The 23292-nt window shown below is 41.1% G+C and carries 11 protein-coding genes, 9 tRNA genes and 3 rRNA genes; 1 reads left to right on the top strand and 22 read right to left on the bottom strand.

Going from position 1 to position 23292, the window contains the following annotated elements; translation table 11 throughout:
- Nucleotides 1-47: 47 nt before the first annotated feature.
- The 4 genes from addA to LZP85_RS02055 form a co-directional block, all read right to left on the bottom strand.
- Nucleotides 48-3770: a helicase-exonuclease AddAB subunit AddA gene (gene addA, locus LZP85_RS02070; protein ID WP_206833315.1), complete on the bottom strand. Its 3723-nt coding sequence runs from the start codon at nt 3768-3770 to the stop codon at nt 48-50.
- Entirely contained in the window at nt 3748-7254 is a 3507-nt protein-coding gene (addB, locus tag LZP85_RS02065) for a helicase-exonuclease AddAB subunit AddB (RefSeq protein WP_226639607.1), read from the bottom strand. The genes addA and addB overlap by 23 nt, the downstream gene beginning before the upstream one ends.
- A 178-nt stretch (nt 7255-7432) precedes the next feature.
- Entirely contained in the window at nt 7433-8173 is a 741-nt protein-coding gene (gene fabG / locus LZP85_RS02060; RefSeq protein WP_025911208.1) for a 3-oxoacyl-ACP reductase FabG, read from the bottom strand.
- A gap of 332 nt (nt 8174-8505) precedes the next feature.
- Nucleotides 8506-9108 (bottom strand): TVP38/TMEM64 family protein, encoded by a 603-nt coding sequence (locus tag LZP85_RS02055; protein ID WP_025911206.1) that lies wholly within the window; start codon nt 9106-9108, stop codon nt 8506-8508.
- Nucleotides 9109-9301: 193 nt separating this feature from the next.
- On the opposite strand from LZP85_RS02055, the gene LZP85_RS02050 reads away from it, so the two are divergent.
- Nucleotides 9302-9538 carry an IDEAL domain-containing protein gene (locus LZP85_RS02050; RefSeq protein WP_025911202.1) on the top strand — a complete coding sequence of 79 codons (237 nt, stop codon included), beginning with the start codon at nt 9302-9304 and terminating at the stop codon, nt 9536-9538.
- Nucleotides 9539-9571: 33 nt separating this feature from the next.
- On the opposite strand, the gene LZP85_RS02045 is transcribed toward LZP85_RS02050, so the two are convergent.
- The 18 genes from LZP85_RS02045 to LZP85_RS01960 all read right to left on the bottom strand — a co-directional run bounded on the left by LZP85_RS02045 (nt 9572) and on the right by LZP85_RS01960 (nt 23200).
- Nucleotides 9572-9645: transfer RNA gene (locus tag LZP85_RS02045), tRNA-Ile, on the bottom strand.
- A 4-nt stretch (nt 9646-9649) separates the two neighbouring features.
- Nucleotides 9650-9723: transfer RNA gene (locus LZP85_RS02040), tRNA-Gly, on the bottom strand.
- 23 nt (nt 9724-9746) lie between these two features.
- Nucleotides 9747-9823, bottom strand: a tRNA-Pro gene (locus tag LZP85_RS02035).
- Nucleotides 9824-9828: 5 nt separating this feature from the next.
- A tRNA-Arg gene (locus tag LZP85_RS02030) sits at nt 9829-9905 on the bottom strand.
- A 6-nt stretch (nt 9906-9911) separates the two neighbouring features.
- Nucleotides 9912-9984 (bottom strand) — tRNA-Lys (locus LZP85_RS02025).
- Nucleotides 9985-9988: 4 nt separating this feature from the next.
- Nucleotides 9989-10063 (bottom strand) — tRNA-Gln (locus LZP85_RS02020).
- A gap of 6 nt (nt 10064-10069) precedes the next feature.
- Nucleotides 10070-10153: transfer RNA gene (locus LZP85_RS02015), tRNA-Tyr, on the bottom strand.
- A 12-nt stretch (nt 10154-10165) separates the two neighbouring features.
- Nucleotides 10166-10241 (bottom strand) — tRNA-Val (locus LZP85_RS02010).
- A 21-nt stretch (nt 10242-10262) separates the two neighbouring features.
- A tRNA-Glu gene (locus tag LZP85_RS02005) sits at nt 10263-10337 on the bottom strand.
- A 9-nt stretch (nt 10338-10346) separates the two neighbouring features.
- Nucleotides 10347-10462, bottom strand: a 5S ribosomal RNA gene (gene rrf, locus LZP85_RS02000).
- A 101-nt stretch (nt 10463-10563) separates the two neighbouring features.
- Nucleotides 10564-13498, bottom strand: a 23S ribosomal RNA gene (locus LZP85_RS01995).
- 345 nt (nt 13499-13843) lie between these two features.
- Nucleotides 13844-15396, bottom strand: a 16S ribosomal RNA gene (locus LZP85_RS01990).
- The 16S, 23S and 5S rRNA genes sit together here with 9 tRNA genes alongside, the layout of an rRNA operon.
- 328 nt (nt 15397-15724) lie before the next feature.
- Nucleotides 15725-17005, bottom strand: coding sequence for an isocitrate lyase (gene aceA, locus LZP85_RS01985; RefSeq protein WP_025907645.1), 1281 nt, complete (start codon nt 17003-17005; stop codon nt 15725-15727).
- A 398-nt stretch (nt 17006-17403) separates the two neighbouring features.
- Nucleotides 17404-18663: a M48 family metallopeptidase gene (locus LZP85_RS01980; RefSeq protein ID WP_234561957.1), complete on the bottom strand. Its 1260-nt coding sequence runs from the start codon at nt 18661-18663 to the stop codon at nt 17404-17406.
- A gap of 184 nt (nt 18664-18847) precedes the next feature.
- On the bottom strand, nt 18848-19624 hold the full coding sequence (locus tag LZP85_RS01975; protein WP_119543361.1) for an enoyl-CoA hydratase-related protein: 777 nt from the start codon (nt 19622-19624) through the stop codon (nt 18848-18850).
- A 38-nt stretch (nt 19625-19662) separates the two neighbouring features.
- On the bottom strand, nt 19663-21201 hold the full coding sequence (locus LZP85_RS01970) for a fatty acid--CoA ligase family protein (protein WP_119543360.1): 1539 nt from the start codon (nt 21199-21201) through the stop codon (nt 19663-19665).
- 259 nt (nt 21202-21460) lie between these two features.
- A complete protein-coding gene (locus LZP85_RS01965) occupies nt 21461-22450 on the bottom strand; it encodes a lipoate--protein ligase (protein WP_119543359.1) in 990 nt (329 codons plus the stop codon).
- Between the two features lie 15 nt (nt 22451-22465).
- Nucleotides 22466-23200 (bottom strand): MBL fold metallo-hydrolase, encoded by a 735-nt coding sequence (locus LZP85_RS01960; protein ID WP_025907640.1) that lies wholly within the window; start codon nt 23198-23200, stop codon nt 22466-22468.
- Between the last annotated feature and the right edge of the window lie 92 nt (nt 23201-23292).

Here is a 23292-nt window from a genome sequence, read left to right as displayed (position 1 = left end):
TCCCCACCTTTTCTTGACAAAAAGAAGACGAAAAGCTCGCCTTCTTTTTACTCTTCTATTTCTATTACATGTCCACCATCTAAAAAATATAAATAGCTATGTGCTATCGGCTTTTTCACGATGGTTTCTACCGCTTTTCGATACAGCTTCAGCTGCACTTCATAGCGGTTTTTCAAGATTTCTTCAGCGCTGTTAAAGTCATTGCTAAAGCGATTTTTTATATCATCGGTTTTGTAATCAACGAGGATTAGCTGACCATTCCATTCATATAAGCAATCTATAATCCCTTGGACTAAAATTGCTTCATTATCGTTCCACCCGTATACTTCTTCCGTTGAAACATTTAAGCTAAACGGCATTTCACGATAAACCTTTTCTGCTTCTTTGAGCTGTTGTCCAATGAAACTTTCCGTAAATTGAGCAATGTCAGAAGGGTTAATACTTTCTGCTTGCTCAGTTGTTAAAATTTCATTGGTAACGAGGGAATCAATAAGCTCTTGTACGGCTTCAATTGTTAACGATCCCTTAAATGGTAAATGCTGCATCACTGTATGCACAGCTGTTCCACGTTCTGCTGCGGTTAATGAATGCGACTGCATAAAGGCCGGGCGATCTTCAATAGTTGACTTAAAGCCTGTTATAAGCTGACTTTCTTGTTCTTCACCGCTCGCTTGGTACTGTCTCTTTAAATCAGAAACAGATTGCTTAGAGCGATGTGTTGTTGCTTCTAAATGACCATACTCCCAGCGTAATCGCTCTTCAATGCGTTCTTTATGGATACTTTCAATATGAACTTGATCACCTTTTTGTACCGCAGCTAACAGTTCTTCATGCTCCAATTGTTCTTCAACAAGCTGTTCAGATAGCTCCGCCGCTTGGATCGTTTGAATTTCCCACTTGGAGCTGTGCTCATACACCTCTTGCAACACCGCTCTTTGTTCTTCTGGTATCCATTTTTCGAAGTGACGATGTCTGGCCAGAGCAAGACCAATCCAATCAAGATAAGACTTTGCATCTACACGCATATAAGCCGGCAGTTCCCATTGATCATGGGTCAACACGTGACTCCATTTTTTCATTTGAGCCTCAGCATCTTTTACAGTTCCTACTAAAATTAATTTTTCTTTAGCACGTGTCAGCGCTACATATAAAACACGCATCTCTTCGGCAATGCTTTCTTTTTTCATTTTTTGTTTCATTACTTGCTGAAGCAACGTTGGGTACGTAATACGAAGCTTTGGATCAATATATTTAGAACCGAAGCCAAGTTCTTTATCTAGAATATAAGATTTATTTAAATCCATTAGATTAAATTTACGATTCAATCCAGCTACGAAAACAATAGGAAACTCTAAACCTTTACTGCTATGGATTGTCATTAAACGAACAACATCTTCTTGCTCACCTAAAGACCTTGCCGTTCCTAAATCATTTCCACGCTCTTTCATACGATCAATAAACCGTAGAAAGCGGAATAAGCCTCGAAACGACGTCGCTTCATATTGACGTGCACGGTCATATAAAGCTCTTAAGTTTGCTTGACGCTGCTTACCTCCAGGCAGACCTCCTACAAACTCATAAAATCCTGTATCACGATAAATTTGCCAGATAAGTGTAGATAAAGAAGTTTGACGTGCTTTTGTTCTCCACTCACTAAGCTTTATGGCAAAATGATGAAGCTTTTCTTGAAGATTTCCTTCAGGAGATATGCGCACATAATTTTTCATCGCTTCATAGTACGTTCCCTTCTTATCCTCAGCACGAATTAAAGCAAGCTCTTCATCTGACAAGCCTACAATTGGAGAACGCAATACAGAAGCAAGCGGAATATCTTGATATGGATTATCAATGACTTTTAATAAAGACATCATCATCATTACTTCCGTTGCATCAAAATACCCTGATGAAAGATCTGCATAAACAGGAATTCCTTCTTGCTTAAACTCTTCCATAATTTGTGGTGCCCAAGGCATAGAACGCAGTAAAATAACAAAATCTCGATACGTTACGTTTCGCATCACATCTAGCTTACGATCGTATACTTGAAAACGATCTTGAACAAGCTGTTTTATCTTCCGAGCCATTGCGCGAGCTTCTAGCTGAGCTGTTTCTAGCTCTGCTTCTGAAAACCCTACTAAATCCGACTCTTCTTCCTCTGCTCCACCTTCTTTGGAAATGAGCAAAAGTTCAGACTCCATCTCACTACTGCTAGGATACGATGCTCCTAGCTTCAAAGATGCATCATTGTCATAGGCGATTTCGCCAACTTCTTCATCCATTAACTGCTGAAAGATAAAGTTGGTCGCATCGATAATCTCAGAGCGACTGCGGAAGTTTTTATTCAAGTCAATTTTCATACCATTTTTTCGACCGTCATGTGTAAAAGTTTTATATTTTCCAAGGAACAGAAACGGTTCTGCTAAACGAAAGCGATAAATAGATTGCTTGACGTCACCAACCATAAAAAGGTTACCATTTTTACCATCATTATGCGTCACAAGCTGAATGATGGTCTCTTGTACCATATTCGTATCTTGGTATTCATCTACTAAAACCTCAACAAACTGCGTTTTATATTTATAAGCGACTTCAGAAGGTTCAACCCTTCCATCTACAGAATGGCTTAAAATTTGCAAGCAATAATGTTCTAAGTCTGAAAAGTCCACGAGCCCTTTCGCTCTCTTTTCTGCTTCATAGCGATTACCAAACTTCCTTACAAGCGATACGAGAACTTCTACTACAGGATACATTTTCTGAAAGTCACTCATGTATCCACTGAGCGGACGAGAAAATAAATCACCTTGCAATTTTTCAAGAGCTGCTTTTGCTTTTTTACGAAGCTCTCCAAACTCATCAAGTAAGGCAACATCATACTCGTCACCTTTACACGGCTTTAAACGCGTAAAGCTAAGAATTTGCATATGTTCATGTAGCTCAGCAAAAGTGCCAGCTGCAAGCATACGGTTAACCTGAGCTAAATCATCTTCAATATTTACTTTTCTTGGGGCTGGACCTCCAGGCATGGTTGTGAGCCTAGAGGCTTGGTTTAGCATAGCTTGAACACCGCTCAGCTGCTTTTTCACTTCGTCCATTAAAAAACTCATAAATGGAAGAGAGTCAATTGTAGCTTCTTCATCAATGCTATATTGGCGAAGGAGCATATCTAACCACCTATTTGGATTTGGATTAGAACGAGCAAAATCGTATAATCTGCGAACCATATGCTGCACGTCCAAGTCATGACGGTCACTCGTATAGCGGTCCACCAATTCAAAGAATGATTGATTACCTTCAAGGCTATACTGCTCTTCAAAAAGCTCGTCTAATACTTCTTCTCTTAAGAGTTCCGCTTCAGTATCGTCTGCGATTCGAAAACCTGGATCTAAGTTAATCATATAGTAATAGGTGCGAATAACTTCCAGACAAAATGAATGAAGAGTTGAAATAGACGATCGGTTTAGTAAGTGTAGCTGTCTTCTTAAATGTAAGGAAGATGGATTTACCTTTAACTCTTTTTCTAAAGCTTCTCCTATACGATGACGCATCTCTGCTGCTGAAGCGTTTGTGAACGTTACGACTAACAGACGGTCGACGTCTACTGGATTTTCAGGATCGATAATTTTTCGAATAATACGCTCAACTAACACAGCTGTTTTCCCTGAACCTGCGGCGGCTGCTACTAAAATATCTTGCCCAGATGATACAATGGCTTTCCACTGGTCATCTGTCCACTGCGAATCCGCTGGCTTACTCATTCGTTCCTGACTCATGCTTATCCTCCTCTCGTATTTTTTCTAGAATGCTATTTTGATTTTCATTTCTTAACTGACGATATTCATTTTCGCTTAATGCTTCATCAAATTGACAAATCGAACGATAGTCACAAAAAGCACACGGTGTTTTATCTTTAAGTTTATAGGGAGCAATGTCAATTTTACCTTCAGTAATTTCTGTCCCTGCCTCCACAAACTTTTTACGTACATATTGTCTAAGATGTGTAAAGTCCGTTTCAGATGCAATAGAAGAATTCGAATAGAAACCACCTGTTTTTTTAATACCAGCTGAGATAATTTGTGAATGACCGGACTCAAGCGTTTCGTCCATTAGGCGAACCGCTTCTTCATCACCTAGCAGTAAGCCTTTCATCTTAAATTTCTTAAAGATTTCTTCTTCAATCTGATTTTCACTCAGACTATTTGTACTATTAACCATCGGATTATGAACGTGGAAATATAAAACACCTGCAGGTAAAGCACCTTGGTTAGTTTTCAAAAGCTGCTCAGCGTAAGTTACCACTACATCCAAATATGCGAGAATTTGAAGTGAAAGTCCATAATAGACCTCCAGTAAATTTAACGCTTTGTCACTCGATTTATAATCGACAATCCGAAGTAGTATCCCTTTAGAGCTTTCTGCTTTATCCACTCGATCAATTCGTCCGACTAGCTCCATCGTATGCCCATTTGGAAGCGTAAAGGTCATGGAAGGTAGTTCTGCATTAGGACCAAATCCTAACTCTAGTCCAACTGGTACAAAACCGCTCGCTTTTGCATGTTGGCTTAATACAATCGACGCTCTTTCAATTACTTGCTGTAACTTATATGCGAGATATTGATGACGATTCGAGCTCAGCAATATTTCGTTTTGTAAGCGCGGCGCTAATTCTTGAACTGCAGTGGCTGAAAGGGATTGACAATCTTTTTTCGTTAACTGCTTCCAATCTTTCTCACCAGTTCGTAACTTATCCGAAATATGCTTTAACGCTGCGTGAAAAAGCTCACCAATATCAGGTGCCGCTAGCTGAAATACTTTTCGATCCTTCAGCTTTAAGCCATGAGAAGCAAAATGCGAATAAGGACAGGCTTCAAACTTCTCCATGCGTGATACGCTTGCTTGAATATGTTTTCCATACAAGCGCTCACTCGTCTTTTTACTTAATCGCTTTGCATCGTTTTGATAAAATAAGCTGCTCAGAACTCTTTGACTATATGTTTTCCAGTCTGAAGTCATATAAAAGTTATAAACGTCCCACCATGCATCGCTCATTGGATAATGTCGTTTCCAAGCCTGTAAGTTACTTGCTAAATAAGCCATCGTAGACAACGGATTCGCAATATAGTCAAGCTGCTTTTCCTCTTCTAAACTTGTAGGATCATTCATTAACAACGTTTCTTCAAGTAGTGGAAAGAGCTCTTTCAGTCGGTTAATAACTAAAGACGGAAGCAAAGACTTCCCCTCATCATTCGCTAGTGGGTAGCTGATATATAACTTTTCTTCAGAACTTACAAGCGCTAAATAAATCAAGAACTGATCATCAAACAGCTGCTGCTTACCAGTTGGAGCTAGCGTCACACCTGATTTGAATAATTCGTCGCGGTCTTGATCAGATAAAATACTATCTCCCTGCGGCTTAGCTGGTATTACACCATCGTTCACACCTACGATAAAGGTAGCTTTAATATTAGAAAAACGAGAGCGTTCAAAGCTTGCAACAAGGACTTGGTCAAGCGATGGTGGGACAATAGCAAACTGCATGCTATCTAATCCTGTCTCAAAAAGCTCAGCAAATAGCTTGATGGACACTTTTTCTTCTCCCATCATTTCTACAAATTGATCAAACAGGTTTAAGACAGCTTTCCATACTTGTTCATGTTCCCGTGCTTCCTGTACCTTTCCATTTTCTTCACAATGGTCACGAAGCTTCTCAATTTTTTGTGGGATGCTTAGCTCTGTCAAAAAGAGATAAAGAGCTTTTGCTTTTTCCTCTCCCGTCTTTCCTTTCTTTAAGGCCTGCTGTAGTTTCATAAGTGGGTTTACAACAAGTTCTTTTAGCTCATTAATTTTTTCTTCAAACTGTACTTCCTCATCCGTTTTTGGTAGATTCATATCCTCTAATGAACGATATTTTCGGTATTTCCACCTTTCACCATTCGTCCACTTAGTACCTTGAATCCCGTATGCTAATACGTAGTTTTCAAATTGATCCATACCTTCTCTCAATGCTTCAACCTCAGCCTCTATCGAAAAAAACATATCCGTCTTAATAGCACGAAAAATACTTTCATAGCGCCACGAACCACTCACTACCTCTAAGCTGGAACGAATAAACTCAATGATTGGGTGATGGAACATTGCTCTTTTTTGATCAATAAAGTATGGAATTTCATAATCACGAAATACGGTTTCAATTAATTCGCCGTAGTCATTTTTATTTCGAACAACTAGAGCAATATCTCGATACCGATAATTGGAGTCTTTAACTAGTAGCTGAATTTCTCTTGCAATTCCTTCTACCTCTGCACGACGACTCACAGCAGGATATAAAGAAATGTGAGTTGGCTTTTGAGAAAATTCAGCAGCTGGACGCTCATCATAATACTTCTCCAAATGAGACAGCTCTGGGCTGTTTGCATGGCGAATATTATCCTTTAATAAAACAGGGTCTTTTATTTCAATTCCATGTTCTAGTGCTGCTGTTGTTAATTCTCTATATGTTTCTCCAGTTAATCTAAAGAGCTGCAAATCAGTTGGTATATAACTTGCTTGTGTATGATCTCCGGTCAATGCGACAGTTACATCTGAACAAGCTTTCATAAGTTCAACTAAGACATCTAGTTCTTGCTTTGTGAAATGATGAAATCCATCGACATAAATAACTGCTTTCTTTAAATATGAGGAAAGCGGAATTTTTTCAGCTAATAGTTTTAAATAATCTTCGCTATCTACATATTTCATTAGCAGCTGCTTTTCTAGTTCTTGATATATAATTCCTAAATCATGCAGCTTGTCCGCTAGCACGTGCTCGTTATTGTCTTTAAACTCTTGTTGCAGAGCCCCTAACGATTCAGGCTCTAATCCATACTGCTTAAATTCTTTCAACATTTGTTCTAGCTTTGTGATAAACCCTTCTTTTTCAGATGCTGCTGCAAATAAAGTGAGCTCTTCTTTTTGTTGCTCTATAATTTTTCTGAGCATCATATGCATGCCCGTTTGATCAATATGATAACGGCTAATGCCGCCTGCTTCCTGGAGAACTCGCCACGCCAAACGCGTAAAACTATAAACTTGAGCTCTCATCATCCCGCCCAATCCCGGCGTTTGGATAAGCTCATACTCTGATTGGAAGGTCATTTGCTCTGGAACAATATAAATAATTGGGTTGCCCAGTGGCTCTCGCACCAATTCTTGGCGAATAGCATTTAAACACGCTGTTGTTTTACCACTTCCAGACCTACCCAGCATAAACTGTAGCATCTTGTTCACCCCTAACGAATTTGAACGCCACAAAAAAACGTGACGTTCAACAAGTTCTTTTTCTATACTTTTATCGATTTTTATCCTTTTTGTTACCATTTATTTTACTGGACTTACGTAAAGAAATCCAATAAAATAAACCGTTTTGGCTCATTGCCAAAACGGTTTATTTTTCCTATTACATCATAATTCCACCATCGACATGTAATACGGTTCCGTTTACATAATTAGATTCATCTGATGCTAAATATAAGTATGCATAGCCAATATCAGAAGGCTGTCCTAATCTTTGAAGCGGAATCGTCGACTTCATTTGATTAATGACTTTCTCTGGAACAGCAGCTACCATGTTCGTTTCGATAAACCCTGGCGCAACGGCATTTACGTTGATTCCTTTACGCCCAAGTTCTTTCGCCCAAGTCTTAGTCATTCCTACGACCGCAGCTTTTGCCGCTGCGTAATTGGTTTGTCCAACGTTCCCATATACGCCTGAAACAGATGAGGTACTAATAATTTTCCCTCTACCTTGAGCCACCATATGAGGGACAACAGCTTGTGTACAGTTAAAAACACCGGTCAAGTTAACGTTAATAACTGCTTGAAAGTCTTCCATTGTTAGCTTAGTTAACATTGCATCTCTGGTAATTCCTGCATTGTTAACTAAAATGTCTATCTTGCCGTAGGCTTCTACTACTTCTTCTACCATTCCATCTACATTATCACGATCTGCCACATTAACTTGAAAGAACGTGACGTCTCCACCTTCATTTCGTAAAACCTTTGCTTTCTCTTCACCTAAAGCTTGATCATAATCAACGAGTGCTACTTTTGCCCCTTCTTTTGCAAAAATTCGTGCAGCTTCAAAGCCTAATCCATTTGCAGCGCCTGTAATAATTGCCACCTTATCTTTTAATCTCATCTCCTACCACATAGTATGAACGTTCGTAAGAACAGGCTTGCCTTCATACTATGCATAGCCCCCTTTTACTTGACGACAAGCACGTCGTATTCGTAAAGCATGTGCAAAAGCGATGAATTAAACAACCCTTTTACTAACATATGTAGTAGAGAATTGTCCAAAACATTCATAACTTTTCAGAAAACAGGGAAATCAACAGATTAAGGTGAGGTAAAGAACATGTAAGGCTTCTAGAAAGTTTAGCAAAACCTGCTAATTTTATCCTTATTTTAACATATATTCTACAAAATCGAAATCATGAATTCAGAAAAGAAAATCTCTCTTCATTTTTACTACTGATTTGTACGAACATTTAGACGTCTCTCTATTTGTTTTCCCACAATCCATAATACAAAAACAACAATTAAAACAACAATAGCTTTTGTAGGCTGTTTTATAAAGGAGATAAAGTCAGCTCCTATAAAGCTCATCATAAAGATCATCACCATTTTTCCTGCTAAAACTGCTAATACGAATTGTGACATACTGACCCTAGATAAGCCAGCAACAACATTAATAGCAGCTGACGGAGTAAATGGGAAGCATAGCATTAAAAACAGTGGACCAAACCCATGACGTTCAACCCAAGTCATAATCTTTCGAATTTGAGCATGTCTACTTATAAAATTCAAGAAGCGAGCTTGTCCATATCGACGAAAGATAAGAAAAACAATAATCGCCCCTACACATGACCCGACCCATGAAATTAGAAACCCTAGCCATAAGCCAAATGCTGCAGCATTTGCCATAACGAAAGCAAAAAGAGGTAAAATTGGAATAAATGCTTCAAGAATAGGAAGTAATAATCCCGGTATAATGCCAAATGATTGATATTCTTTTAAAAGTTCAAGCACACCTTCAAGCGTTAAGTATTCCTTAATTGTATCAAAGTCCATTACTTAATCTCCTAACTGATGACTACTAACTTAATCAACATTGTACTACTTTCATTACCGAAACAAAAGCTACTCAAACATTTATATTTGTCTGACCAATATACAACAAAATACGTCTAAAAATTTAGAAAATTAGTTGTTTTTTTGTTCCTTACTCTATATACTAAGAAAAAGGCTGCAGAGGTGATGATGTATGAACAATGAAAAATCGTACGCCGAGATGATGAAATCCCTCGCTCGCAAAAGAAAGATTCGCGAAGCTGATAACGTGCTTGATATGTATATTGACATGATTATTGACGATGCCTTATTTAAACACAAAAAAAGCATTTTAGAAACTCAAATTAACTATGCATTAGATGAACGAGATCGTACTGCATTTTATGACTTGTCTCTTCAGTATCAATCTCTTTTAAAAACATCTACATGAAAAAGAGCATCTTAACTAGATGCTCTTTTTTAGTGGGCCTAAGTGGACTCGAACCACCGACCTCACGCTTATCAGGCGTGCGCTCTAACCAGCTGAGCTATAGGCCCGTTATGGAGCGGGTGATGAGAATCGAACTCACGACATCAGCTTGGAAGGCTGAGGTTTTACCATTAAACTACACCCGCATATATAAATTAAAGATATTTCCTGGTCGGGAAGACAGGATTCGAACCTGCGACCCCTTGGTCCCAAACCAAGTGCTCTACCAAGCTGAGCTACTTCCCGTTTTATGGCGCGCCCGAGAGGAGTCGAACCCCTAACCTTTTGATCCGTAGTCAAACGCTCTATCCAATTGAGCTACGGGCGCTTAATATGAGCCATGAAGGACTCGAACCTTCGACCCTCTGATTAAAAGTCAGATGCTCTACCAACTGAGCTAATGGCTCTTACTGGCTGGGCTAGCTGGATTCGAACCAACGCATGACGGAGTCAAAGTCCGTTGCCTTACCGCTTGGCTATAGCCCAATAAGATGGTGGAGGGGGGCAGATTCGAACTGCCGAACCCGAAGGAGCGGATTTACAGTCCGCCGCGTTTAGCCACTTCGCTACCCCTCCAGCTTAAATAAATGGTGGAGGATGACGGGATCGAACCGCCGACCCCCTGCTTGTAAGGCAGGTGCTCTCCCAGCTGAGCTAATCCTCCAAATTTTTCATATAAAAAAGGTGGTGACCCGTACGGGATTCGAACCCGTGTTACCGCCGTGAAAGGGCGGTGTCTTAACCACTTGACCAACGGGCCAATATAAATGCCTGGCAACGTCCTACTCTCACAGGGACAAAGTCCCAACTACCATCGGCGCTAGAGAACTTAACTTCCGTGTTCGGCATGGGAACGGGTGTGACCTCTCTGCTATCGCCACCAGACATGATTTGAGATTATTCTCTCAAAACTAGATAACATTTTGCTGAGTACTAAGTTTACTGTCTAGCTATGGCTCCTAATTAGTCGCCTTCGCTTTTCTAATTTGGTTAAGTCCTCGATCGATTAGTATCAGTCAGCTACACACGTCGCCGTGCTTCCACCTCTGACCTATCAACCTGATCATCTTTCAGGGATCTTACTAGCTTGCGCTATGGGAAATCTCATCTTGAGGGGGGCTTCATGCTTAGATGCTTTCAGCACTTATCCCGTCCACACATAGCTACCCAGCGATGCCTTTGGCAAGACAACTGGTACACCAGCGGTGTGTCCATCCCGGTCCTCTCGTACTAAGGACAGCTCCTCTCAAATTTCCTACGCCCACGACGGATAGGGACCGAACTGTCTCACGACGTTCTGAACCCAGCTCGCGTACCGCTTTAATGGGCGAACAGCCCAACCCTTGGGACCGACTACAGCCCCAGGATGCGATGAGCCGACATCGAGGTGCCAAACCTCCCCGTCGATGTGGACTCTTGGGGGAGATAAGCCTGTTATCCCCGGGGTAGCTTTTATCCGTTGAGCGATGGCCCTTCCATGCGGAACCACCGGATCACTAAGCCCGACTTTCGTCCCTGCTCGACTTGTAGGTCTCGCAGTCAAGCTCCCTTGTGCCTTTACACTCTACGAATGATTTCCAACCATTCTGAGGGAACCTTTGGGCGCCTCCGTTACTCTTTAGGAGGCGACCGCCCCAGTCAAACTGCCCACCTGACACTGTCTCCCAGCCCGATCAGGGCTGCGGGTTAGAATTTCAATACAACCAGGGTAGTATCCCACCGACGCCTCCACCGAAGCTAGCGCTCCGGCTTCTCAGGCTCCTACCTATCCTGTACAAGCTGTACCAAAATTCAATATCAGGCTACAGTAAAGCTCCACGGGGTCTTTCCGTCCTGTCGCGGGTAACCTGCATCTTCACAGGTACTATAATTTCACCGAGTCTCTCGTTGAGACAGTGCCCAGATCGTTACGCCTTTCGTGCGGGTCGGAACTTACCCGACAAGGAATTTCGCTACCTTAGGACCGTTATAGTTACGGCCGCCGTTTACTGGGGCTTCGATTCAGAGCTTCTCCCAAAGGATAACCCCTCCTCTTAACCTTCCAGCACCGGGCAGGCGTCAGCCCCTATACTTCGCCTTGCGGCTTCGCAGAGACCTGTGTTTTTGCTAAACAGTCGCCTGGGCCTATTCACTGCGGCTCTCTCGGGCTATACACCCTACCAGAGCACCCCTTCTCCCGAAGTTACGGGGTCATTTTGCCGAGTTCCTTAACGAGAGTTCTCTCGATCACCTTAGGATTCTCTCCTCGCCTACCTGTGTCGGTTTGCGGTACGGGCACCTCCCGCCTCGCTAGAGGCTTTTCTTGGCAGTGTGGAATCAAGAACTTCGGTACTATATTTCCCTCGTCATCACAGCTCAGCCTTATGATGAGCGGATTTGCCTACTCATCAGCCTAACTGCTTGAACGCGCATATCCAGCAGCGCGCTTACTCTATCCTCCTGCGTCCCCCCATTACTCAAACGGCGGGGAGGTGGTACAGGAATATCAACCTGTTGGCCATCGCCTACGCTTTTCAGCCTCGGCTTAGGTCCCGACTAACCCTGAGCGGACGAGCCTTCCTCAGGAAACCTTAGGCATTCGGTGGACAAGATTCTCACTTGTCTTTCGCTACTCATACCGGCATTCTCACTTCTAAGCGCTCCACCAGTCCTTACGGTCTAGCTTCGCAGCACTTAGAACGCTCTCCTACCACTGACATCTAAGATGTCAATCCACAGCTTCGGTGATACGTTTAGCCCCGGTACATTTTCGGCGCAGAGTCACTCGACCAGTGAGCTATTACGCACTCTTTAAATGGTGGCTGCTTCTAAGCCAACATCCTGGTTGTCTAAGCAACTCCACATCCTTTTCCACTTAACGTATACTTGGGGACCTTAGCTGGTGGTCTGGGCTGTTTCCCTTTTGACTACGGATCTTATCACTCGCAGTCTGACTCCCACGGATAAGTCTTTGGCATTCGGAGTTTGACTGAATTCGGTAACCCGTTGGGGGCCCCTAGTCCAATCAGTGCTCTACCTCCAAGACTCTCACAACGTGAGGCTAGCCCTAAAGCTATTTCGGAGAGAACCAGCTATCTCCAGGTTCGATTGGAATTTCTCCGCTACCCACACCTCATCCCCGCACTTTTCAACGTGCGTGGGTTCGGGCCTCCATTCAGTGTTACCTGAACTTCACCCTGGACATGGGTAGATCACCTGGTTTCGGGTCTACAACCACATACTAAACGCCCTATTCAGACTCGCTTTCGCTACGGCTCCGTCTCTTCAACTTAACCTTGCATGGGATCGTAACTCGCCGGTTCATTCTACAAAAGGCACGCCATCACCCATTAACGGGCTCTGACTACTTGTAGGCACACGGTTTCAGGTTCTCTTTCACTCCCCTTCCGGGGTGCTTTTCACCTTTCCCTCACGGTACTGGTTCACTATCGGTCACTAGGGAGTATTTAGCCTTGGGAGATGGTCCTCCCAGCTTCCGACGGAATTTCACGTGTTCCGCCGTACTCAGGATCCACTCAAGAGGGAACGAAGTTTCAACTACAGGGTTGTTACCTTCTTTGACGGGCCTTTCCAGACCTCTTCATTTACCTCGTTCCTTTGTAACTCCGTATAGAGTGTCCTACAACCCCAAGAGGCAAGCCTCTTGGTTTGGGCTAATTCCGTTTCGCTCGCCGCTACTCAGGAAATCGCATTTGCTTTCTCTTCCTCCGGGTACTTAGATGTTTCAGTTCCCCGGGTCTGCCTTCAATATCCTATGTATTCAGATAAAGATACTGCTCCATTACGAACAGTGGGTTTCCCCATTCGGAAATCTCCGGATCAAAGCTTACTTACAGCTCCCCGAAGCATATCGGTGTTAGTCCCGTCCTTCATCGGCTCCTAGTGCCAAGGCATTCACCGTGCGCCCTTTCTAACTTAACCATTAGCGAATAAATGGTGCAACTTGCGTTGCGTTATTTATTGGTTTGATTAAAGAAAAGTTTCACTTTTCCTCAGCTATTACTGTTATCTAGTTTTCAAAGAACAATCGCACTCAAAATTCTTCTTATTAGATAAGAAGAAAGTGATGTACTTTCTATTAAATGAGAGATTGAACTCTCAAAACTGAACAAAGCTTCAAAACGTACGTCTTGTCTAGCTACGGCTCCTAGTCATTCGATCGTTTCACTTTTGTCAACGAAACCAAATAACGGTTTCCCTGTCAAAAGCTCCAACGCTTTTCATGACTAAACAATCGCCTTCGCTTTTCATGTAAAAAATCCTTAGAAAGGAGGTGATCCAGCCGCACCTTCCGATACGGCTACCTTGTTACGACTTCACCCCAATCATCTGTCCCACCTTAGGCGGCTGGCTCCATAAAGGTTACCCCACCGACTTCGGGTGTTACAAACTCTCGTGGTGTGACGGGCGGTGTGTACAAGGCCCGGGAACGTATTCACCGCGGCATGCTGATCCGCGATTACTAGCGATTCCAGCTTCATGTAGGCGAGTTGCAGCCTACAATCCGAACTGAGAATGGTTTTATGGGATTGGCTTGACCTCGCGGTCTTGCAGCCCTTTGTACCATCCATTGTAGCACGTGTGTAGCCCAGGTCATAAGGGGCATGATGATTTGACGTCATCCCCACCTTCCTCCGGTTTGTCACCGGCAGTCACCTTAGAGTGCCCAACTAAATGCTGGCAACTAAGATCAAGGGTTGCGCTCGTTGCGGGACTTAACCCAACATCTCACGACACGAGCTGACGACAACCATGCACCACCTGTCACTCTGTCCCCCGAAGGGGAACGCTCTATCTCTAGAGTTGTCAGAGGATGTCAAGACCTGGTAAGGTTCTTCGCGTTGCTTCGAATTAAACCACATGCTCCACCGCTTGTGCGGGCCCCCGTCAATTCCTTTGAGTTTCAGTCTTGCGACCGTACTCCCCAGGCGGAGTGCTTAATGCGTTAGCTGCAGCACTAAAGGGCGGAAACCCTCTAACACTTAGCACTCATCGTTTACGGCGTGGACTACCAGGGTATCTAATCCTGTTTGCTCCCCACGCTTTCGCGCCTCAGCGTCAGTTACAGACCAAAAAGCCGCCTTCGCCACTGGTGTTCCTCCACATCTCTACGCATTTCACCGCTACACGTGGAATTCCGCTTTTCTCTTCTGCACTCAAGTTCCCCAGTTTCCAATGACCCTCCACGGTTGAGCCGTGGGCTTTCACATCAGACTTAAGAAACCGCCTGCGCGCGCTTTACGCCCAATAATTCCGGATAACGCTTGCCACCTACGTATTACCGCGGCTGCTGGCACGTAGTTAGCCGTGGCTTTCTGGTTAGGTACCGTCAAGGTACAAGCAGTTACTCTTGTACTTGTTCTTCCCTAACAACAGAGTTTTACGACCCGAAAGCCTTCATCACTCACGCGGCGTTGCTCCGTCAGACTTTCGTCCATTGCGGAAGATTCCCTACTGCTGCCTCCCGTAGGAGTCTGGGCCGTGTCTCAGTCCCAGTGTGGCCGATCACCCTCTCAGGTCGGCTATGCATCGTTGCCTTGGTGAGCCGTTACCTCACCAACTAGCTAATGCACCGCGGGCCCATCTGTAAGTGATAGCCGAAACCATCTTTCAATTTTCTCTTATGCAAGAAAAAATGTTATCCGGTATTAGCTCCGGTTTCCCGGAGTTATCCCAGTCTTACAGGCAGGTTGCCCACGTGTTACTCACCCGTCCGCCGCTAACGTCATAGAAGCAAGCTTCTAATCAGTTCGCTCGACTTGCATGTATTAGGCACGCCGCCAGCGTTCATCCTGAGCCAGGATCAAACTCTCCGAAGAAATGTTTGACTTGCTTGCTCATAAAAGTTTAAAAAATTAACGTTGACGTTTGTCGCTTTGTTCAGTTTTCAAAGTTCAACCGTCGCTCTTAAGCGACTTTACTATCTTATCAAGTTATCAACTCGTTGTCAACAACTTTTTTGTTTTTTATTTTATTCTTAACTTACTTGTTATCTGTTCGTTAAGAACATTTATTAATATAACAAATAGAATACTGCTTGGCAATCCCAAAGTAATAAGTTTAAATTTTCAATTATATTAAAGGAATAATTCCCCTCACAGCAAAAAACACAAGTGAAAGCCACTTGTGTTTTTTTGCTTCTTAATATTAATTACTTGTAAACTGCTCTTCTTCCGTTGATCCTTTTAGTGCTGTTGTAGATGATGTACCACCTGATACAACTTGAGCAACTTCATCAAAGTAGCCCGTGCCTACCTCTCGTTGATGCCTTGTTGCCGTATAGCCATTTACTTCGCTACTAAACTCTCTCTCTTGCAGTTCTGAATAAGCCCCCATACCTCTATCTTTATATCCTCTAGCCAACTCAAACATGCTATGGTTAAGCGCATGGAATCCAGCTAGCGTAACAAATTGAAACTTGTAACCCATCTTCGCAATTTCGCTTTGAAACTTTTCAATTGTTTTTGCATCAAGTTTTTTCTTCCAGTTAAACGAAGGTGAACAATTGTAAGCTAACATTTTACCAGGGAACTTTTCATGAATTGCATCCGCGAACTGTTGTGCTTGCTCTAAATTAGGCTCAGATGTCTCACACCAAATTAAATCAGCATACGGTGCATAAGCTAACCCTCTGGCAATTGCTTGGTCCAACCCAGCTTTTGTACGATAAAAACCTTCTGCAGTCCTCTCTCCTCTAATAAACTGTTTATCAACCGGATCAATATCGCTTGTGATTAAATCTGCAGCATCTGCATCAGTACGAGCAATTAATATAGTAGGAACTCCCATAACATCTGCAGCTAATCTAGCAGCAATCAAATTTTTAACTGCCGTTTGCGTAGGAAGTAAAACTTTTCCTCCAAGATGACCACATTTCTTTTCAGAAGATAATTGATCTTCAAAGTGAACAGCAGATGCACCTGATTCAATCATACCTTTCATTAATTCAAAAACGTTTAGCTGTCCACCAAACCCAGCTTCAGCGTCCGCAATGATTGGAGCAAAGTAATCCACTTCTCCTTCTCCTTCTAAATGTTGAATCTGGTCGGCACGTTGGAGCGCTTGATTAATTCTTTTTACAACATGCGGAACGCTATTAGCTGGATACAAACTTTGGTCAGGATACATATGGCCGGATAAATTGGCATCTGCCGCTACCTGCCAGCCGCTTAAATAAATAGCTTTTAACCCTGCCTTGACTTGCTGAACAGCTTGATTTCCAGTTAATGCTCCTAATGCATGAATGTAGTCTTCTGTCTGAAGCAAATTCCAAAATTTATTGGCACCCCTTCTAGCCAATGTATGTTCAATATCAATCGAGCCTCTTAAACCAATTACTTTTTCTGCTGAATAAGGTCTTTCAATTCCACTCCAACGCTCATCATCTTTCCAACTATCCTCTAATTGCTTTACTCTTAAATCGTTCACTTTAATATCCCCCTTGCGATTTTCTCTTCTTTTTAGCTTCTCTACTAGCTAGTAATCCGCTTACATGTACTTGTTAGAAACAACACATCAACTTTATAAGTGTGAGAGTTATAAGAATGAAAGTTGGATCTTATTCAGCGTATATTGGGATGCATCCGCTTCTTTGTTAAGTAATATGAAACGCTCCGCTATTTTTATAACTTTACATGTTATGAGAGTCACTACTCCTCCTTATCACTTTGTTATAAAACAGATAATATTTTACAATGATTATTATATAACAGTATATTCAAAAGATGAACCCTTGCTTTTACGAATTTTCTATATAAGCAAGGGTTTCACACCTAAAACCCTTGCTGTTAGTGGGTTTTTACTTATATTTACTTTCTTTATAACAGTTATTCTTCTTTATTATGCTCTTCCATAAACTCAATTCTCTCTAAAATGGTTGGATGACTATAACGAAATACTTTCACAAGAAATGGAGGGTTTACCTGAGATAGACCTGAACGACTGAGTGCTTGAAACGTTTTGACCGCCGCTTCCTTGTCTTCCGTTAACTCTAAAGCATAAGTATCTGATTGCACTTCATGGTGTCGAGATAATAAGTTTGTAGCTGGACTAACCGCAAACGTAAGAACGGAGAGCAACAGTAAGATTAGAGGTAATGATGATACATCCTGAAATGATTTAACCTTTAAGTTAGTCCCCCACTTACGCATTATCATGTCTGACAGCTTCTTTGTCATCCATAACCCAACCAAAGAAAGCACTAGAGCACTGGCAATTCCAACATAGATATGCTTTTTCACATAGTGTCCCATTTCATGAGCCATGATAAATAAAATTTCATTATCGCTTAATTTATTTAAAGTGGTATCCCATAGTACAATCCTTGAGTTTGCACCTATCCCTGTTACATACGCATTCATTGAATTTGTCTTTTCAGACATATTTACTTCATATACATGATCCGTAGGAATAGATGCTTCATCTGCTAAGTGGAGAATTTTTTCTTCTAACTGCTTATCCTTCAGCGGATAAAAGTCATTATATAAAGGGTCGATGACGACCGGCTGAATAAATGTGATAAATAGTGTAAAAGGAATTGATAATAGCCATGCATAAAGCCACCATCTTTTTGGCGACTTGTTAATTAGAGTATATAGAACAAACACGATTAAGCACACCATAATAAAACTTATCCAAAAGTCAATAGTCATATCCTTCATCCAGCTTGTAAAAGGTTGCGTTGTAATATTATAGGCCATCGATAATTTGTAGCTAATCCAATCAAGCGGGAACGTAAACACCTGTAAAAGCAATGATAGCCAGAATACGTAAATAGCAGTTTGCAAAGCACTCATTTTCGTAATGTCCTTTGCCCACTTACTAAATTTACGCGAGAATCCCAGTACTAGAACTAAAACAAAGCCCAACCATTCATATGGAACAGAGAGAAAAAATAAAAAATCTTTTATTTGTGAATATTCTTGTGCTAATACAAGTTCTCTCTCATTCATAAAAGTGGCCGGATCAACACTTGTCCCTTTTAACGCATCAGGAATAGAGGTATCGCTCCATTGAAATAAATAAAGCCATATTAATACAGCGTATACAACAAATAAAGTAAACGAACCAAGTACAATTTTTTTCATATAAACCCCTCCTTTTAAAACCATTCAAAAGTGTACAAACAGTTATCAGCTATTATTATTGTAGGTTTCATTCTGAAATTTAGAACAAAATTATTGGGTTCTTTTACTTTATATAGGGAGGTTTCCCGTTATCCTTTTCCATAGAAAAAGAACTGCCGCTATCGACAGTTCTCTTTCATTCTATTTATCTTCCTTTAAAGACAGGCTTTCTTTTCTCTGCAAAAGCTGTTAAAGCTTCAATACGATCTTCTGTTGGAATCGTTAACTCATACGCTTTCCGTTCAATTTGCAATCCCGTCTGCAAATCTACTTTCATTCCTTCTTTAATAGCAAACTTTGCTTGTTGCAAAGCAATTGGTGCATTTGCTAATATGCGGCTAATAAAACCGTCAACAACATCGTTTAATTCATAGAGTGGACTAACCTTTGTCACTAATCCAACCTTTTCTGCTTCCTGTGCTAGTAACCGCTCTGCTGTTAGAATTAGCTCAAGTGCTTTTGTTTCTCCAACAATGCGAGGCAATCTTTGAGTTCCACCAGCACCAGGGATAATTCCCAAGCTTGTTTCAGTTAATCCAAGTCCTACATCCGCTGCAGCAAATCGAAAGTCACAGGCTAAAGCCAACTCCATTCCTCCACCAAAAGCATAACCGTTAATGACGGCAAGCGTAGGTTGTGGAAGCTGTTCAATTTTAGAAAACACTTCACCAATTTTAAAAATATTCCGCTTTACTTCTTGGTCAGTAAGTGTTTTTCTTTCTTTTAAATCTGCTCCCACGCTAAATGCTCTTTCACCTGCACCGATAAACTTCACCACTCGCACATCTGGATCAATACGAGCTTTTTCTACCACCCGCTCTAGTTCACATAGCATGTCGTAGTTAAATGCGTTCATCGCTTCCGGGCGATTTAAAATAACTGTGGCGACTTGTTTATCCTTATCATACACAATAGATTCCATAGTACCCCCCTATTCTGAAATCGCTTTCAATTTTTTATTTACTTTCCTAATAACTCTTTTCGTAAAGCCTTTCGCAAAATCTTCCCTGTAGCATTTTTCGGCAACTCATCTAAAAACGTAATGCTACTTGGAATTTTATATTTCGCTAAGTGAAGTTGACAGTAATCAAGTAGGTCTTGTTCACTAACAGCAGCATCTTTAACTACAACGTAACATTTAATTTGTTCACCAAATACAGGATCTGGAACACCAAGTACTGCCACTTCTACAACGTTAGGGTGTGAATACAACACTTCTTCCACTTCTCTTGGATACACGTTATATCCACCTACAATAATCATATCTTTTTTGCGATCTACAATATAGAAATAACCTTCGGGGTCCATACGAGCCAAGTCACCTGTATACAACCACCCATCTCGAAGTGCATGAGCTGTATCCTCCGGCAGCTTATAGTAACCCTTCATGACGTTTGCACCTTTAACAATTAACTCTCCCACTTCTCCTACGGGAACTTCTCTTCCTATTTCATCAACTACTTTATTTTCGACATTCATAATGGAAGTTCCAATAGAACCAGGCTTACGCTCTTTATCAATCGGATTAAAGCACGTAACCGGAGATGCTTCTGATAAGCCATATCCTTCGGCAACAACCACTCCGAATTGTTTTTCAAATTCTTTTAATAAAGCCACCGGCATTGATGCTCCCCCAGATATGCATAAACGTAGCGTCTTCACTTTTTCTTGAGCACCCTTATTCGATTGTAAAAGGAAGTTATACATCGTTGGCACACCAGCAAAAATTGTTGCTCTTTTCTCTTCCACAAGCTGAAAGAAAATAGTTGGACTAAATTTAGGCATCACTAAAACTGTGCCCCCATTCATCAGCGGGGCATTCAGCGCAACAGTTAAGCAAAAAACATGAAACATTGGCAATGCAGCTACTACTCGATCTTCGCCATTAATACTTAAATAATCAGCGACGTCTTTAGCATTTTGATAGACGTTTTTCTGAGTAAGCATAGCGCCTTTTGGTTTACCTGTTGTTCCAGAAGTATATAAAATTAAAGCTGTGTCATCTTCATCAAGTGTTGGGAATTTATATGTAACGTCTTGGTGTTGTACAATAGATGAAAACGAATGAATATCATTTGAAGATAGAAAATTATGTTCTTTTTGAAGGCTACTCTCACAAACAACCAAATGCTGAAGCGCAGATATTTCTGCTTTCATTTCTTCCAACAAAGGTACTAAAAGATCAAGCGTAATAGCTACCTTTGCATCGCTGTTCTGTAAAACATACGTGATTTCCCCTTTCGTGTAGGTTGGATTAATCGGAATAACTGTAGCGCCAACTCTTAAAGCACCATATAATCCAATAATAAAATGCGGTGAGTTTCCAAGTAATAATGCAATATGGTCTCCTTTTTGAACTCCTAACCTTTTTAAACCGTTTGCAAATAAAGTGATAGAGGTATCAAGATCAGCATAAGTGACTTCCTTATCCAAAAACACGTATGCAATCTTTTCAGGATACTGCTTCGCAGTGGTATGAAGCTGTAACGACAAATTCAATTATTCTCCTCCTCTCGCCATAATGAATGAATAACCATTCATTATTTAGGCGTAATATTGGAAACTTTCTTACTATATTATACTTTTTTTTATCTATCGTTGACAAGACTCTTATAAAGATAAGACTGACTTTAAATTTTCTCCATTACAAACGATTACTGCAGCTATTATAGTTCTCTTACTTTTTATAGCTTCTTACTATATAAATAAAAAGCAGGCTAGAAAAGAATTAAGTTCTTTTCTAGCCTGCTTTACGCTCTTAATAAATAAGATCAATAAACTCTTCTTTTTCAACGTTCCCAAAATAGTGCTTCACATCAACATTTTCTAATGCTGCTGCAATACTCGATCTTTCGTATCGGATGTTCGTTAACTTTTCTTCGACTTCACTAACATCTCCTACTCCAAAGAAGTCTCCATAAATTTTACATTGTGTAATGGTACCTTTGCTTACTTCTAAGCGCACATCAATTTGTCCAACTGGAAAACGGTGAGCATGCTGCACGTTAAATTTTGGTGATTTCCCATAATTCCATTCCCACGTTTGATAACGCTCGTTCGAAATTTCGTTGATTTTTCCCCAATCTTTTTCAGTCAGCTTATATTCTTTAATATTTTCTTCTCCATCAAAAATGTAGCGTAAGATAAGCTGTTTAAATTCATTTACGGTAATTTTATCCGTTAAAAACTCACTGATATTTGCTACGCGACTTCTAATAGACTTAATACCTTTGGATTCAATTTTATCTTTTTTTACTTTCAACGCAGATACAACATTTTCAATTTCAGAATCAAATAAAAGCGTTCCATGACTAAACATACGACCTTTTGTTGAAAACTGTGCATTCCCAGAAATTTTACGTCCTTCGGCTAAAATATCATTACGGCCACTTAATTCTGCGTTTACTCCCAGTTTTGCTAATGCTTCAATAACAGGCTCCGTGAATTTCTTGAAATTATGAAAACTTTCCCCATCATCTTTCGTAATAAAGCTAAAGTTGAGGTTACCCAAATCATGGTACACAGCACCTCCACCTGATAAACGGCGAACAACATGAATTCCTTGATCTTCTACGTACTTCGTATTGATTTCTTCAATTGTATTTTGATTTTTACCAATAATGATAGACGGTTCATTCACGTAAAATAATAAATACGTTTCGTTAATATCTAAATGCTTAAGCGCATACTCCTCGATTGCTAGATTAATTCTTGGGTCATGTATATCTCCGTTGTTAATGTATAACATTTTTCTTTTATCCTCCTACTTATTCCATTGTAATCCTGAACTTGCTAAAAAAACGTTCCCTGTAAACTCGTTTTTTGCTTCTACTACTAATTGTTCTACTTCTCCGTAGTGTGGCAGATGCGTTAGCATTAGTTCTTTCGCGTTAGCACCGTGTGCTAACTTCCCTGCTTCGGTACTGGTCATATGCCCTGCCCCGCTTCCATTCTGGTGAGCATAGAAGTTGCATTCACAGATTACTAAATCAGCTTGCTGTGAAAAAGGCACGAACGCATCAATGTAGCTAGAATCTGCTGTATACACGACAGCTTTATCTCCAGCAGAAATTCGCATCGCATAGCATGTCACAGGATGCTTTGTTTGTAAAAATGTAATGGTAAATGGTCCAACTTCTAGCGATTGATTAGGGTTATAAGAAACCCCTTTTGTAATGCCAGAATGTGTCAGCTTTTCAAACGCTGCTTGATCGTATGTATGTCCATAAATAGGTAATTCTTTCACATCATTTCCTAAGTAAGATTGAATTAATCGAGCATATTGAAGTACGCCAATATCAGCAACATGATCATGATGATAGTGAGATAAAATAACTGCGTCAAGTTCTTGTGGAGCTACGTACTTTTGCAACTGTCCAAGTGCTCCACTTCCACAATCCACTAACAACTTATAGCCATCATGTTCAAATAAATAGCTAGAGGTTGCTTCTGACACGCCAGGGTATCCACCCCAAAAACCAACAACTGTTACTTTCATCCAAGTTGTCCTCCCTTTCTGAATGCCTTTAGCCCTAGTATACCCCAGGTCCATTTAAAATCTAAACAAAAAAGGATGGAACAAGAATTGAC

The organism is Priestia flexa (assembly GCF_021441905.1).
Classification (GTDB): domain Bacteria; phylum Bacillota; class Bacilli; order Bacillales; family Bacillaceae_H; genus Priestia; species Priestia flexa.
This window is presented reverse-complemented; position numbering and strand designations above follow the sequence as displayed.

Coding starts and splice junctions, on each gene's coding strand:
- addA (WP_206833315.1), bottom strand. CDS start 3,770: ATGAGTCAGGAACGAATGAGTAAGCCAGCGGATTCGCAGTGGACAGAT.
- addB (WP_226639607.1), bottom strand. CDS start 7,254: ATGCTACAGTTTATGCTGGGTAGGTCTGGAAGTGGTAAAACAACAGCG.
- fabG (WP_025911208.1), bottom strand. CDS start 8,173: ATGAGATTAAAAGATAAGGTGGCAATTATTACAGGCGCTGCAAATGGA.
- LZP85_RS02055 (WP_025911206.1), bottom strand. CDS start 9,108: ATGGACTTTGATACAATTAAGGAATACTTAACGCTTGAAGGTGTGCTT.
- LZP85_RS02050 (WP_025911202.1), top strand. CDS start 9,302: ATGAACAATGAAAAATCGTACGCCGAGATGATGAAATCCCTCGCTCGC.
- LZP85_RS01980 (WP_234561957.1), bottom strand. CDS start 18,663: ATGAAAAAAATTGTACTTGGTTCGTTTACTTTATTTGTTGTATACGCT.
- LZP85_RS01975 (WP_119543361.1), bottom strand. CDS start 19,624: ATGGAATCTATTGTGTATGATAAGGATAAACAAGTCGCCACAGTTATT.
- LZP85_RS01965 (WP_119543359.1), bottom strand. CDS start 22,450: ATGTTATACATTAACAACGGAGATATACATGACCCAAGAATTAATCTA.
- LZP85_RS01960 (WP_025907640.1), bottom strand. CDS start 23,200: ATGAAAGTAACAGTTGTTGGTTTTTGGGGTGGATACCCTGGCGTGTCA.